Source organism: Pseudomonas sp. 2, from assembly GCF_056627435.1.
In genome coordinates, this window is record NZ_JBWXNG010000003.1 from 441,245 (window position 1) to 453,902 (window position 12,658).

Sequence of the window (12,658 nt, forward strand, 5' to 3'; positions counted from 1 at the left end):
GAGCGGCCCCTCAATGGCTCGGCTTAGGTGATTGCAGCTGATTCAGACGCCCCGTCTCGGGGTCACCCTGAAACACGCCTCGCGAGCTCTCGGATCTGGACTGGCTCCTTTCGATGATCTTCATTGGCGAGTTCTGCGCGAGCTGCTGGCGCATATCGAGCTCGATCTTGAGATTGCCGATTTCCTGCTGGAGGACGGCGCTCTGTTGGCTCACAGCCTGCACGGCCAGGTCATTGGCAGCGACGTTGGGCTCCTTGCTGCCGGCCATCATCGTGCGCTGCAGCGCGAGGGCCTTCTCCAGTACATCCGAGAGGGCGATCTCTGAGGCGAGCCTGCGGGCGAGAAGATCCTGATCCCGCTCGTCCTTCAATGCGCTGATGACGCCTCGGGTGATGGGAAGCGAATTGCTGCTGGCGGCCTGGAGGTTGTCCACGGACATGGCCTTGCTACCGGTGAGCAGCTCTTGCAGTGCTTTCAGCTTGGTGTCGTAGGTTTCCTGAATCAGCGGGGTGAGGCCCACGCCGGCAGATGTCACCGTTTTTTGGCAGCTGTCACAGGTCTGTTGTTGCTGCTCTCCCAAGACGCGATTGGCGAATGTGGTTGCCTCCTCGGGAGAACTCCACACATTGCAGATCAGACCGTTGTTGCAGGTTTCCTTGCTGATAGAGGAGTTGTCGCCGGAGGTGCGTTTGTTCAGCAGGTTGTACCCGGCCTTGGCCACGTCGCCGACGATACGTATGGGCTTTTGGCCAGCGCCGCCTGCTCGATCACCACCCACCCAGGTGACCCCGTCGTTGCCGCCTTTCTTTTCGACCTGCTCGATTGCGGAAACTGCATCAGTGTTGTTCGCCAGAGTCTGGGTCATGGCCTGACCCTCAGCGAGCTTGCCCCAGCCCATCTGATTGCCGGCGACGTCAGCCATCTTGTCGGCGATCGCCCTGCAGGTGCCTTTGGAGCGATCGAAGTCGAGCCTGGCCTGCAGGATACCGTTGGTGATCAGGTTGTAGAGCGCAGGGTTGGCGCGCTGAAGAATCAAGGCGGGAAGGGAGGCCACGGCGCCGGTGGCGTTTGAAACCACCGAGGTCATGATGTTCTGAAACCCGGCTGTCGCGCCGTTCAGCTGGTTCTCAAGGGTGTTGCTCAAGCTCATGTTTCCGCAGATCGGGTTGCTGCTCCAGCCGCCTCCCACCGAGATGCTGTCCATGTTGCCGGCGCTGCCCATCGTCACCGCGCTGCCGCCGCCAATGCTGTACAGGACGTCATCGCCGATGACACTCCCCGCGGACGAGGCGTTAATGGGATCAGTGGCTGTAGCTAGCGTGCTAGCGACACTGCAGACGAAACCGATCGCCCAATGTTTGAGTTTCATAGCGTGCTCCGGTCGGTCGTTTTCATTGGAAGTCGGTACTGCCCAGGAAGGTCTGTCCGCGCGGCTGGCAGCAGGAATAGGGCCTCCATAGCGCCCACGCATAACCGCCATCCAGCGAGTCGACTCGAGGGGCTATGCTCGGGAACGTGGCGCAGGATGGGCTCATCATTGGCGACAGCTCCTGCCACTTGCCTGACAGCGGGTTGCCCTCCCACAGCGGGCCTGCGGGCCAGTAGCCCCAGTACGGCAAAGCGAGCATTGGCAGATAGACATGGATCTGCCCGACGCGGGTTGTGATATCGCCGGCGCGCTGGGCGATCACCGCCGCGGTCTTGTAGTCGTCCGTTTGAGTAAGAAAGCCGCTGCGGGGGTAGAGATTTCCCCAATAATTGGCCAGTAACGTGCTTCCGACTTCGCGCATGCCTGGGACTACTGCTTCGGGATACACCGACTCGGGTACGCCATTTCTCCAGGCGAGAGGATCTTTGCTGCTGAGAAAGTACGGCACCATCGGAAGCCCCGCGCCTTGGCAAACGTAGCCTGATGCGCTGGCGAAGTGGCTGAAAGTCGCGCCACCTGGGTGCCCGATGACATCCGCTTCCTTGAATTTGATGATGTCGTGTTCGCTGGCATGACCATTGGTGCCGTCGCCGCCGGCTTGGGCCATCGGCGTGGGCGACCCCAAACCGGACATCTCGATCCAGGGGCTTGCACCTGTGCTGGAGTACGCGGTCACCACCGCATCCGGAACATAGTGATGCACCTTGGTCGATGTCTTCACCTTGCACCCGAGCGGCGTGCAGAGCAGCCAGTAGCAGATGCCCACGACCTTGTATTCCATGCACTGCGGGGAAGTCGTGGAGCTGACGATTGCAGCGGTCGTGATGGCGGCCGAGGCAGAGAAGGACAGACTCATGGTCATGGCGAATAGCGCCGGGCGCGGTAGTCGTAAGAGGGGCGTCATTGGGCTGCCTCCCGCGCCTGGCGAATCTTTTCGATGGCATTGCCTACGTCGGACTCGCCGTAGATCACATACTTGCGATCCACCACCACCGCCGGGATCTTCTCTACCCCGATGCTCCAGGCATCGGTTACGCCCTGCTGGGCCTGCGCGAGTTCACGCTGTAGACGCATGCCGTTGGGGCTTGCGAGGTAGGCCTGGATGCTGGCGGGGGCCTGACTCAGGTCCGAGGGAAGGATAGAGGTCAGTTGTTCTTCGAGGTGCTGCTGCTGATCTAGAAAGACTACTCGTGCTGTCGGGGTGTTGGTTATCGGATGGGATTGATCGGTGATCACCCATGTGTCGGCTTGGGCAGGGATGCAAATGCAGAGAGAGGCTGTCAGCAGGCGCTTCCCAACGATTCGATGAGTGGGAGAGAGCGGAGGAGTCATGGTGCTTTACCTGAATGAGTTCAGGTAAAGCAGAACCTAACGACAATGCAGGCGCAGCAAAAAATAGGAAGCACGTAGGCCGGGATTTTGGTGACCCCTATAGCAAACATCAGGGGACGAACGGATCAGATACCTATATCAATAACCGCTCCGATGATACTACCAATCACTTGAGCCGCTTTGGCTGCGGCTTCAATCGCCTCGGCTATTTTCTTGATGTCAGCAAGGGCATCATCGGCTGCCTTCTCTGCAGCTTTGAGCGCTCTTATCGAGTCTTTGTATTCTTTCGATGAAGCGTCTAGTTGATCATAAATGACCTGCTGCCAAAGATAGAAGTAAAGGTTTATTGTTTTTTGCAGGCGTGTTTGTTCATCTGCGTCCGTGGTGTTGTTTCTAAGCTTGTTGAGCTTGTTGACGGTGTCGCTAATTCCACCTCTGATAGTTGCTGCCATAAATCAGTCTCCTGCTAGAGTTACTTGGTTTGAAGCGATTGTTTGAATTCCTTAACGGATTTTGCCTGTTTTTGCAGCTCGGCAAGTGACTCGGCAATTGCTATCGAAGAGAACTGGTCCTGCTCCACTGTTTTCTTCATTGATGCATGGGTTTTAGCGAGGGCAGCCGCCCCTTTGCTGACTGCGTCAAAAAAGCTACCAACTGAATTTTCTGCTGTGTTGATGTCCTTGGCACGCATTAGCAACGCATAGCGCGCGTCAAAACTGTTGGAGACCCTCTCTCTGTTGTATGCAGTTTGAATAGAGCCTCTAGTGTTATATAGCGAACTGTAGGTATACTTGGCCAAATCTGTGCCGCTACCCAAGTCTCTGCTAATTGTCGTTGCAATCAGTTGGACCGCAGAGTCTGTGCTGATGATAATCCTCTTTATAGCCGAACGTTTTTTTTCTTCAACTACGCCCCTTCCTATCGCATTCACTGCGGCGCTAAGAGTATTGATCGTCTCATTATCGATCATGCCCTTCTTTTCAGAGGTTTTTGCATAGGTGTTAAGTTCGTCAAGCGAGGTTTTGAGCTCCACTGAAGCGCTGTCTACATCTGAGCCTACATCCGCCTCGACTATTCTTTTTAGCGCGGCTGAATAACCTGATAAAGCCTCTAATCTGTCGAGATTTTCCTGAAGACGATTAGCTTTTTCTTTGGCCAAGGGATCACTGTTGGCTACTTTGAACACACCATCGAAGCTTTTGTCATTAGGGCCAGTTTTAGGATTCGAGGCAATGTCGTATAGCTGCCGGTCTACAGTTACTTGATCGATCAAGGTAAATGCTTTTTTTGCGTCGTCAGTCAGATCTGTTGAAGCGGTACCAAACTGATTCACCTGGCTGAGCGATACGGTTGTACCGCAGCCTCCCAAGCTGAACAGCATTAGGGGAATGGCGAGGTATTTGAGGTCTGTCACCTGTCCTTTCATCAATATGCTCCATCATTTATCTTACCTTTAGGCATCACCTCTACTTCGTGGCTGGATGCGGGTTTGGCTAGCTGCCACTCCCGAGATTAGCCGGGTTTTATCGCCTGTCGAGGCGCCCAGAAAAAACGATTGCTTTCGAGTTTTCTTCGGATATTTTTAGGCATGCGTAGAAGGAATCGCATTGATCAGCGTGTTCACGCGAAATGCTGCTAACAAGTCGTGTTCAGCTGCTTCAGGTTGCGGGTGCTCCTGTAACCACTCCCCCAGCACTGCACGGAGCTGCTCCTCGATATCACGACGGTCAACCGCTCGAACCAAGACCTGCTGCAGCTGCTCAATCAGCACCGGCGCACAGATCTTTAATGACTCCAAAGCATCCTCCTCAGGCTGTTGAAGCAGCTGGGTCAGGCTCTCGATCAGGCTCTCGATCAGGCTCTGGGTCAGGGAGTTCAGTGTTCTCATGCCTGGTGCTCCTAGGGTTTGGGTTGCTCTGGAAAGGTAATGATGTGGGGCTCGATTCCACGTGCTCGATCCAGATCTGCAGCGATCTGGATGGCCGCGCCGAGTTCGTCGGTGCCGGTGGCCTGCATCACGTCGTAGCGCTGTTTCTTCTCTTCTGGTTCGGTCATGGCCAGCGCCAGGTACAGGCTCGGGGGAACTGCCCGAAACAGGACCTCCATGCTCTTGGACAGAATCACGCCCTCGGTGTACTTGCCGCTCTCCTTGCGGGCGGAGAGCATCAGGGCTTTCTGTGAGGGCGTCAGCTCGCGAAAACGGGTGATCTTTTCGACCTCGTCAGGCGGCATGTTCAGGCACATCAACCACTCGATCATGTTCAGCATGGACGCTGCTTCTGGCGGGAAGTCGTCGATGTTCTGAGTGGAGAGCCAGAACCAGGCACCGAGTTTTCGCCACATCTTCGTGATCTTCACCACGTAGGGAGAGAGCAGAGGGTTCTTCGTGACGATGTGGCCTTCGTCGGTCAGCTTGACGATCGGCCTGCCCTTGAACTGGTCGCGCTCGGCGATGTTGTTGATGGTGTTGAGCAGTGAGATGTAAGCGATCGACAGCTGCGCGTTGTAGCCCTCGCGGGCGTAGGTCGCCAGGTCGACGATGGTCAGGTCCGCTTCTGGCCAAGGCGTGCCTTCGCGGTTGAACATTTCGCCATCGGCGCCCATGCAAAACATGTCCATGGCCTCGGCCATCTCAAGCATCCGGTTGCGGCGAGGCTCCGGCATTCCCTCCTGCATGCCTGCTGCCCGCAGGGCATCACGTACGTCTTGGGTCAGCACCGTTCGTTGGCTGGCCACACAGGTTCGGGCGGCTTCGAGAATGCAATGGCGGATGGCACTGCGGTCGGCGCGGGTCAGGCGAGCGTCTTCTTTTTCCTCACCGCCGGTGATCATCAAGCGCGCGACGATCTCGAGCTCGCCCAGGATGTCGCGTTGATCATCTTCGTGGCTTTCAAGGTGAGCATCTGAAGAATCCAGATCCTCGGCATCGAGGATCTTCACTTGATCCGGTGCTTGCACCAATCGGGCGGCGTCGGCAAATGGCGCCAGGCTAACCCCCGAGCCCGGCGAAAGCCTGATGCGGTTGACGCTCAATCCCAGGCGTTGGGCGAAGTCGCCCGTCAGGCCAAAGCTGTTACCCGCTTCGACAATGAACAAGCGCGGGCGATACACCGCGATGAGCTGATTGACCATGTTGTTCAGGCTCGCGGATTTGCCGGCGCCGGTTGGGCCGAACACAAACAGGTGCGCATTCATCTGCCGATCCAGCTTGTTCAGGGGATCGACCGTCAGCGGCGCGCCACCTCGATTGAACAGCGTAATACCCGGATGCCCGGTGCCCGTCGAGCGACCCCAGACTGGAGCCAGGTTGGCGATGTGCTGGGCGAACATCAGTTGGGTGTGCCAATCCAGCGCTCGTTTTTGGCCCGGATCAAAATTCGCCGGCAGCCAGCGAATGTAGCTGTTCAGCGGCGCGACCTCATCTTGCGGTTCCACGGGTGCCATCCCGGCTCCCAGCAGCGCATTGCTGAGCTGCAGACTGCGCTCCTGCAGTTGGCCCTGATCTTTCCCGCGCAGAAAGAAAGCGATGCTGCCCCGATAGAGCTTGTGCTTGCGCCCCAGTAATCGCCGGGCCGTTTCCACATCTTCGCGGGTGAGGATCGAGGCCTGCGTATCACCGACGGCCTTGCGCGACAGCTGCTCGAGGTGGCGTTCAAGCGTGTCCTGTGGAGTGATCACCAAGGTCATACAGAGGATGGTGTCTTCCGGCATCTTGTCGAACAGCGCATTGAGTGCATCACCGCCTTTGCGGGTTTCGCCGGTAAGGTGTCCAGTTTTCGGCGGCTCGCGCAGGCGATCGAGCATGACCACTCGATGGGGAATACCGTCGAAGCTCCACAGCCCGGTCTTCATGTCGGAGAGCGGCTCGCGATAGCAGAGGTTCTGCGCGAAATCGGTACCGCTTGCGAGCGGGATATCACCGTCGTCAGTGACCGAGCGCTCGCCGCATACCAGCTCGTAAAATCGTCGGATATCCTCGTCGCTGGGCCCCAAGTGGTCAGGGTGTGGGTTGAACCAGTGAATCAGCCAGTGGCGAATTGCGCGGCCGTCCATCTGTCTGGCCTTAACGCCTGCGTTGGCCAGCCCGCCGATCAAGCGATCGCAGATGATCTTCAAGTAAGGGCCCGGTTCCTGGCCGCGAACCTCGCCGCCATGTTTGGCACGCCGATAAACCACGACTCGAACGCGGCGTTGCTGCCCTCGCCACGGCAGTTGGCTGACCTTGGTGTCCTCGAACAATCCGCCAGGCTTGGAGATCGCCTCAAGGTGCTGCTTGAACAGCTTCAGGTACAGCTCGGTGAAGGCAGTGCCCTTGGCGCGGGGCTGGATGTAGTCGTGTAACTGCTGCAGATATTCATCCCAGCTCGTTTCGTCCTGGGCATACATCTGGATCACCCACGGCGACGTCTCCAGCTCGTCGAAGGAATCCTGCAGCGCATTCTCCAGCGCGTCCCGCGCCTTGCGCAGCCACTCGGGATCACGGCCTTCGGTTCCGATGGGCGTGAGCTCGAGGAAGGCGGCTCGCGAGACGCCATCTTCCAGAACCATGGCCTGTTCATCAGGCAGATACTCGACCCAGGGCAGCAGATCCACGAACGACGGATTGACGTCGTAAAGCCTGGCTTCATCTGACGTTTTGGCGGGCTTGTGCTTCGGGGTTTTCCAGCTTTCGGGAGAAGGTATTCCAAGTGCCTCGAGCCGGTTGAAATAACGCATGGCGGCCGCCTCGCGCTGCTCGGCTGCTGACGCGTCCAGATGCTCTTCAGGCAGATCATCCCCGCCGGCACGGAAGCCAAGGACGCGAGCCTTCAATCCTTCAAACAGATTCATCAGTAGTTCTCCGTCCGCTCGCCCGGCATCGCGTACTGCACCCGCTGGTAGAGCGGGAACACCGTGCTGTATCCCGGAATCGGAGCGGGATCGGAGCCTGCAAGGTGGGGGAACACGTACATCACCAGGTCTGGGTTCGGCAGGCGCTTGAACTGGCTGTAGATCTCGTTCTGCGCGGTGCGTGAAAACGCGTTGTTTTCCTCAGAAGCGGCGGGGTGCTCAGCGGTCAGCGGCCGTCTCAGCTCCAGACGCGCATCGAGAAGCTGTCTGCCGCGGGCGCTTCCTTGGGAGCCCGTCGTCCCTTGATCCCAGATATCCTGCATCGTGCTGTTGCCATAGGGCAGCAACTCGTCTTTGCTCGTGGCGCAGCCGGACAGGAGCAGGGCAATGCTCAGGCTGATGAGGGCGCGCTGCGTCCACTTAATCGAGAGTAGTAGAGGCATGTTCGGCTCCAGACGTGTAGTCGACCTTGCGGCCCTTGAGTTCGTAATCGATGGTCAGCTGCTGGTCCAGGTGCACGGCCACTTTCGCCCCGGGTTGCACATACACGGCGGCAAAGGCCTGGCCATAGAGCTTGTTGACCCAACTGGAGATGTCATTGACACCTTGGCCAATGATCTTGCCCATGGCTTCACTGCCGGTGATGCCTGTCGTCACTGTTCCGCCTGGCGTCGAGATGATCGAGGTGCCATTGCCGTCTGATTTGATCAATGACGCAGCGCCCGCGCCGGCAGCCGTAATCAGCATCTGTGAGCCGATGTACTGCGAGGCGTTGCTCTTGCGATCGCCGCTGACGCAGGGAATGCCGTATGGGTCGCTGATCCAGCCCAACCCACCCTGAATGCTCTGCTGGTTGCCGCTGTTCTGGGGGGCATTGCCATTCGCCTCACCCGCTGGCGCAGGTAGGGTCCGGACGGTGCCGTCGTTGAATACGAAGGTCAGGCTACGGATCTGCCCGCGTACACATGACAGCGTCCAGTCGCCTGTCGCGCTGCCACTGGCGACTGCGCCGGCAACATCAGGCAGATCGATCCCGTTGGCGGTAAGGTTGTCCGGGCCGATCAGTACCTTGAACGGGTAGGGGTCGTTGACGGTGCCGTCGATAGGGATTCTCCCGATCAGTGCTGACATCGCTACCGATCCCATCAACGTCGAGTTCTGGGGCAGGGTGTAGGTCTTGCGTACCTGTTTGCGTGCTTCTTGCGCCGTAGGCTCAGTCGCGACTGCCTGGCCGCCGGTGTTGAGGACGTTCTGACCGCGATCGAGCGCAGCGCCGAACGAGGTCGGAAAGTTGAAGCCGTTTGCCGTCTGAGTCGAGCCAGTGGGGATTGGCTTCCCGTTGGCATCGATCGGCACGGCGTCCTGAGGATCAATCCAGATCAATTCCAGATCCGGAGCACCCTTGAAGTTCTGACCATCGCCTGGCTGTACGCCGAAGCCAATAGGCAGGTCGGTTTCCTGAGCAGTGGTTTGCTTGCTCGTCAGTGATTCGAGCTGTTGTTTCAGGGTGTCGACCAGTGTTTGGCCCTGCTGCTGAACCTCCTGGCGCAAGCTGTTCTGAACGTTCTGCATGCGCGTCTCCACCGCCTGATCAACAGTCTGCAGACGGCGTTTGAACTCCTGATTCTCTTGCTTCAGATCATCGTTTCCCTGCAGTGCTTTGCCGATCTGTGCCTTGAGCTCTTTGCTCTCGGCCACGATCGTGCGCAGAGTGTCACTGGCAGTGTCACCGTCGACGCCAAGCTTCTTGGCCTGATCTTCAGTTAGGGTAGGGCCGCCTTCGCCCTGTTGTTTCTGTGCAGTCGATGAGCTCGACATCCTGAATACCAGGACCACGACCAGCACGACAAAAGGGACGACCAGGTATTTGAGGAGTGGGTTATTTTTCATGCTTCCCTCCTTTCGGGTCGATCCGAGCGACCTGCGATGGCAGAAGCGATTGGGCCAGGCCATGGCCACGAGTCACCAGATAGGCAACGGTGGTATCGCCGGCGTCTCCGTTTGCGGTCAGAGTAGGGTGTTGGAAAGTGGCTGCCACCAAGTCGCCCATCAGCTCGCGCGGGTCCAGGGTCAGATGCTGCGCGCTGGTGTTTTGAAGTTTCACCGCCGTTACCCAGTAGCCTTCCATGCGCCAAGTGCCCAGTGCGGAAGCTTTGACAGGCAGGGTCGGGATGAGCGTCGAGAGGTCCAGGCGGCGATTCACACGGACCTGAGAGATGCCCGCTACGGGCTCGACCGTCCGCAGCGGCGCGTACAGCATCTGCGCGGCGTAGCGGGTGAGCACAACCGGTAGCGGCGTTTCATGCTTGCTCATGACTTCTGCCGGGTCGGTTGTTTGCTTCGCCGGTTTCGATGCGAGCGCTTTCCCGTAGCGACTGTCTACTTTTTGGCTGACGACGATCTTCACGTCTTCAAGCGCAGGTTGATTCGGTTCGCCGGCTCGCGCCGCTATATCAATCAGCATGATCTCGCCGGAGGCCATGTTCTGCAGCTGCACGCGGGTAGGGGGAATCGGCTCGCTGGCCATCAGATAAATCGCGCCACCAGTACTCTGGACTCGCAGCTTTCCTGTCAGCGATTTGGGGACCCCGACGCGTATGTTCTGATCCACGAAGACAATTCGCTCGGATCCGACGATCAAGGGCAAAGCCAAGGGGATACGCTCCCAACGCTGGATTTCAACGGCCTCGGCGATCCCTGTCACACACATGGACAGGGTCAAGCCGCGAATGAAGGTCCGCATCATGAGTTGCCTCCGGTTTTCACGGGGAAGTCAGGTATCTCTATGCGTTGGGGGCTGCTGCTGTAGCAGTTCCAGGCAAGGCCGAAGGGGTTCTTTTCCGGGTCGGTATCGGACCTGAGGATGTGCAGCGGATACCGGGCAAAGGCTCGCTTGACCCGCTCGCCGCCGTAGTACTCGTCCGCGACGATGTCGAGGTGGACGGTCCAGTCATTGATGCTGTGCTGCTCGATGTGCTGCTCATTGCCATCGTCCATCCCGCGTCCCGGGATTTCCGAAACACCGCGCTCGCGCCTGCGCAGCTCGCCGCTGTTGCGTCGTAGCTGAAAATCCTTCTCCAGGTAGGTCCTGCAGCTGGGCGTGAGGTAGCTGGCGAGTCGAGCGATGTTGTCCTCGTAATCCAGTTCGCCATCGACCGGCCAACGGTTCATCTGCTGGAAGATGTAGAGACTGAAGGAGTAGACCGTCTCGGGCGGAACGTCCCACCATTTGCGCGTGCTGCCTGAGCGCAGATCCGGCGGCACATGAATCGTCAGATCCCGCGGTGCACTCTGCCAGCCGTAGGCCATGTACAAGCCCAGCAGGATCAACAACCCGATGACCAGGCGCAGGCTGTAGATGTGCGCCTGCTGAGAGTCGACTTTCTTACGGTAGCTCATGCGCCCTCCGTACGACGACAGGTCCATGCGCCGCTTCGAGTAATGAGGTTGGCGGAATTCCAGGTCGGGAAGTGCAGGGCGATATTCAGTTGCAGTTGGCGATACACCCAAGTTTCCGGGCGGCCGCGTTTAATGCGACGCAGCGCGCGGCTCGCGACAGTCAGTCCAAGGACGCCACCCACAAGCCCGCCGACGATGATCAACGCCCAGTTACTGAAGAGTCCCGCGACCGGCACGCCAAGCAACAGACCAGCGCCAGCGCTAAGCCCGACCGTGGCCCACATCTCGTCTGCAGTCAGGCCACCCATCACAACTGGCTGAGTGTTCAGGCGCACCGGCAGGAAGCTGAGGGTTCCATCCTCCAAAACATCAGCCATGATCAATACCTCTCACAGGATGCCGGTGGCCTTGGTGACCAGATAAATGCCCACCCCCAGGATCCCGACGCCGACAGTCGCGGTCGCGCCCAGGTCGCGCCATTTCTTCTTGCCATCGTGGATCTCGTGGTAGACCCCGAATGCGTGCCAGGCCACGCCCGTGAACATCACCCCGAGCACGATCAGGCCGATCAGCATGAAACCGTCATAGCCCCAGTTCTGGATGGTCTGAAGAATGTTGCTTCCTTCACCTCGGCTGGGCGCCTGCGCTTGCGGAAGGCCGGCCAGTGCCAACTGCGGGGTAACGGTCGCCGACGCTACGACGCAGCGGTTTCTCAAGTTACGAGACATGTTTCAACTCCATTGAATTAACTAAGAACGAAGAGGGCGAGGATCAGGCAGAGCAGCACCGTCCGAATCGTCGATGGCAACGCAATCACCCGATCCAGAATCCCCGTCGCCCAGCCCCGGTAGCAGCTGTAAACCGCCCACGCGGCCCAGAGAAAAGTGATGCCCAACGCGAAGCCCGCGAACAGCGTGTAGCCTCCCGCAGGCGCAAACCCTGCCGCCGCCTGAAAGGCCGACGACTGCGCGCCACTCATGCTCATGAGCCACCCTTCTGCTTGGTGTAACTCTCGGAAATCTCCTCCGGATCGCGCGGCTGAGCGCGGCTTGGGGTCAGGTACCCCTCAAGGCCAAGGCGCATACGCTTGATGTCATCGGTGAGGCGCTGGTAGTCGAGGAAGAACCGCTTGCCGGGTTCATCGGCGATTTTTGAGCTGCGGCGAGCGGTGTCCTCCAGGGCGTTTAGCTGGCGGATCATGACTTCGACGTTGGTGTGTTCGGAGGCTGATGAGGCGAGGGCCAGGGGGGGCTGAGCCCAAGTCGCGATCAGAGTGATTGCGCCTGCTTGGGCAAGGCGAAGGACGGCACTAGGTTGGGGCTGATAATGGTTCACGGCGCGGCTCGGTTATCGCTGTTGAGAGCAGGGTGCCGAGCTCGGTACAGGATTGCCGCAATAAATCTGTGCCGGATAGGCATATGATTTTTCTACCCTTTGATTCCGGCTAATAAAGGATGCTTGAAGAATTGAGGACTGCTGACCCAGTGTTTCATAGCTGGAGATGTATCATATATACGGAATAAGTTTTAGGTCGCAATTTATATTATCTCTGATCATGCTCGGCCGAGTGAGGCTGGGTTAGGCGGCGACATAATTGTTAGCGCAGATAGGACTAGATTTGAAGTTTTAAGATTCGGGCATGAACTTGAGATAGGTATTTTTTCACCG

15 protein-coding genes are annotated in these 12,658 nt (G+C 58.3%); all 15 read right to left on the reverse strand.

Going from position 1 to position 12,658, the window contains the following annotated elements; all coding sequences use genetic code 11:
• Nucleotides 1–10: 10 nt before the first annotated feature.
• Nucleotides 11–1,369: an integrating conjugative element protein gene (locus AC1MEK_RS07635; RefSeq protein WP_480395643.1), complete on the reverse strand. Its 1,359-nt coding sequence runs from the start codon at nucleotides 1,367–1,369 to the stop codon at nucleotides 11–13.
• Nucleotides 1,370–1,391: 22 nt separating this feature from the next.
• Nucleotides 1,392–2,291, reverse strand: coding sequence for a TIGR03756 family integrating conjugative element protein (locus AC1MEK_RS07640; RefSeq protein WP_480395644.1), 900 nt, complete (start codon nucleotides 2,289–2,291; stop codon nucleotides 1,392–1,394).
• Between the two features lie 38 nt (nucleotides 2,292–2,329).
• Nucleotides 2,330–2,761: a TIGR03757 family integrating conjugative element protein gene (locus AC1MEK_RS07645; protein WP_480395645.1), complete on the reverse strand. Its 432-nt coding sequence runs from the start codon at nucleotides 2,759–2,761 to the stop codon at nucleotides 2,330–2,332.
• Nucleotides 2,762–2,886: 125 nt separating this feature from the next.
• Nucleotides 2,887–3,213: a hypothetical protein gene (locus AC1MEK_RS07650; RefSeq protein ID WP_480395646.1), complete on the reverse strand. Its 327-nt coding sequence runs from the start codon at nucleotides 3,211–3,213 to the stop codon at nucleotides 2,887–2,889.
• A gap of 20 nt (nucleotides 3,214–3,233) precedes the next feature.
• Nucleotides 3,234–4,187 (reverse strand): hypothetical protein, encoded by a 954-nt coding sequence (locus tag AC1MEK_RS07655; protein ID WP_480395647.1) that lies wholly within the window; start codon nucleotides 4,185–4,187, stop codon nucleotides 3,234–3,236.
• 156 nt (nucleotides 4,188–4,343) lie between these two features.
• Nucleotides 4,344–4,649 carry a hypothetical protein gene (locus AC1MEK_RS07660; RefSeq protein ID WP_480395648.1) on the reverse strand — a complete coding sequence of 102 codons (306 nt, stop codon included), beginning with the start codon at nucleotides 4,647–4,649 and terminating at the stop codon, nucleotides 4,344–4,346.
• An 11-nt stretch (nucleotides 4,650–4,660) separates the two neighbouring features.
• Nucleotides 4,661–7,591 (reverse strand): conjugative transfer ATPase, encoded by a 2,931-nt coding sequence (locus AC1MEK_RS07665; RefSeq protein ID WP_480395649.1) that lies wholly within the window; start codon nucleotides 7,589–7,591, stop codon nucleotides 4,661–4,663.
• Nucleotides 7,591–8,034, reverse strand: a complete 444-nt coding sequence (locus tag AC1MEK_RS07670; protein WP_480395650.1) for a TIGR03751 family conjugal transfer lipoprotein — start codon at nucleotides 8,032–8,034, stop codon at nucleotides 7,591–7,593. Before AC1MEK_RS07670 ends, AC1MEK_RS07665 begins: the two co-directional genes overlap by 1 nt.
• Entirely contained in the window at nucleotides 8,012–9,481 is a 1,470-nt protein-coding gene (locus AC1MEK_RS07675) for a TIGR03752 family integrating conjugative element protein (RefSeq protein ID WP_480395674.1), read from the reverse strand. The genes AC1MEK_RS07670 and AC1MEK_RS07675 overlap by 23 nt, the downstream gene beginning before the upstream one ends.
• Entirely contained in the window at nucleotides 9,471–10,337 is an 867-nt protein-coding gene (locus tag AC1MEK_RS07680) for a TIGR03749 family integrating conjugative element protein (RefSeq protein WP_480395651.1), read from the reverse strand. The genes AC1MEK_RS07675 and AC1MEK_RS07680 overlap by 11 nt, the downstream gene beginning before the upstream one ends.
• Complete coding sequence (locus AC1MEK_RS07685) at nucleotides 10,334–10,990, reverse strand: PFL_4703 family integrating conjugative element protein (RefSeq protein WP_480395652.1); 657 nt, start codon at nucleotides 10,988–10,990, stop codon at nucleotides 10,334–10,336. Before AC1MEK_RS07685 ends, AC1MEK_RS07680 begins: the two co-directional genes overlap by 4 nt.
• Entirely contained in the window at nucleotides 10,987–11,367 is a 381-nt protein-coding gene (locus AC1MEK_RS07690; RefSeq protein WP_480395653.1) for a TIGR03750 family conjugal transfer protein, read from the reverse strand. The genes AC1MEK_RS07685 and AC1MEK_RS07690 overlap by 4 nt, the downstream gene beginning before the upstream one ends.
• A gap of 12 nt (nucleotides 11,368–11,379) precedes the next feature.
• The gene (locus AC1MEK_RS07695; RefSeq protein ID WP_480395654.1) at nucleotides 11,380–11,718 is read right to left on the reverse strand and encodes a TIGR03745 family integrating conjugative element membrane protein; all 339 of its coding nucleotides are present in this window, start codon (nucleotides 11,716–11,718) and stop codon (nucleotides 11,380–11,382) included.
• Nucleotides 11,719–11,735: 17 nt separating this feature from the next.
• Entirely contained in the window at nucleotides 11,736–11,975 is a 240-nt protein-coding gene (locus tag AC1MEK_RS07700) for a TIGR03758 family integrating conjugative element protein (RefSeq protein ID WP_480395655.1), read from the reverse strand.
• Nucleotides 11,972–12,268, reverse strand: a complete 297-nt coding sequence (locus AC1MEK_RS07705) for an integrative conjugative element protein, RAQPRD family (RefSeq protein WP_480395675.1) — start codon at nucleotides 12,266–12,268, stop codon at nucleotides 11,972–11,974. The genes AC1MEK_RS07700 and AC1MEK_RS07705 overlap by 4 nt, the downstream gene beginning before the upstream one ends.
• Nucleotides 12,269–12,658: the final 390 nt, after the last annotated feature.

Coding starts and splice junctions, on each gene's coding strand:
- AC1MEK_RS07695 (WP_480395654.1), bottom strand. CDS start 11,718: ATGTCTCGTAACTTGAGAAACCGCTGCGTCGTAGCGTCGGCGACCGTT.
- AC1MEK_RS07645 (WP_480395645.1), bottom strand. CDS start 2,761: ATGACTCCTCCGCTCTCTCCCACTCATCGAATCGTTGGGAAGCGCCTG.
- AC1MEK_RS07700 (WP_480395655.1), bottom strand. CDS start 11,975: ATGAGCATGAGTGGCGCGCAGTCGTCGGCCTTTCAGGCGGCGGCAGGG.
- AC1MEK_RS07640 (WP_480395644.1), bottom strand. CDS start 2,291: ATGACCATGAGTCTGTCCTTCTCTGCCTCGGCCGCCATCACGACCGCT.
- AC1MEK_RS07675 (WP_480395674.1), bottom strand. CDS start 9,481: ATGAAAAATAACCCACTCCTCAAATACCTGGTCGTCCCTTTTGTCGTG.
- AC1MEK_RS07650 (WP_480395646.1), bottom strand. CDS start 3,213: ATGGCAGCAACTATCAGAGGTGGAATTAGCGACACCGTCAACAAGCTC.
- AC1MEK_RS07670 (WP_480395650.1), bottom strand. CDS start 8,034: ATGCCTCTACTACTCTCGATTAAGTGGACGCAGCGCGCCCTCATCAGC.
- AC1MEK_RS07660 (WP_480395648.1), bottom strand. CDS start 4,649: ATGAGAACACTGAACTCCCTGACCCAGAGCCTGATCGAGAGCCTGATC.
- AC1MEK_RS07665 (WP_480395649.1), bottom strand. CDS start 7,591: ATGAATCTGTTTGAAGGATTGAAGGCTCGCGTCCTTGGCTTCCGTGCC.
- AC1MEK_RS07655 (WP_480395647.1), bottom strand. CDS start 4,187: ATGAAAGGACAGGTGACAGACCTCAAATACCTCGCCATTCCCCTAATG.
- AC1MEK_RS07635 (WP_480395643.1), bottom strand. CDS start 1,369: ATGAAACTCAAACATTGGGCGATCGGTTTCGTCTGCAGTGTCGCTAGC.
- AC1MEK_RS07690 (WP_480395653.1), bottom strand. CDS start 11,367: ATGGCTGATGTTTTGGAGGATGGAACCCTCAGCTTCCTGCCGGTGCGC.
- AC1MEK_RS07685 (WP_480395652.1), bottom strand. CDS start 10,990: ATGAGCTACCGTAAGAAAGTCGACTCTCAGCAGGCGCACATCTACAGC.
- AC1MEK_RS07680 (WP_480395651.1), bottom strand. CDS start 10,337: ATGATGCGGACCTTCATTCGCGGCTTGACCCTGTCCATGTGTGTGACA.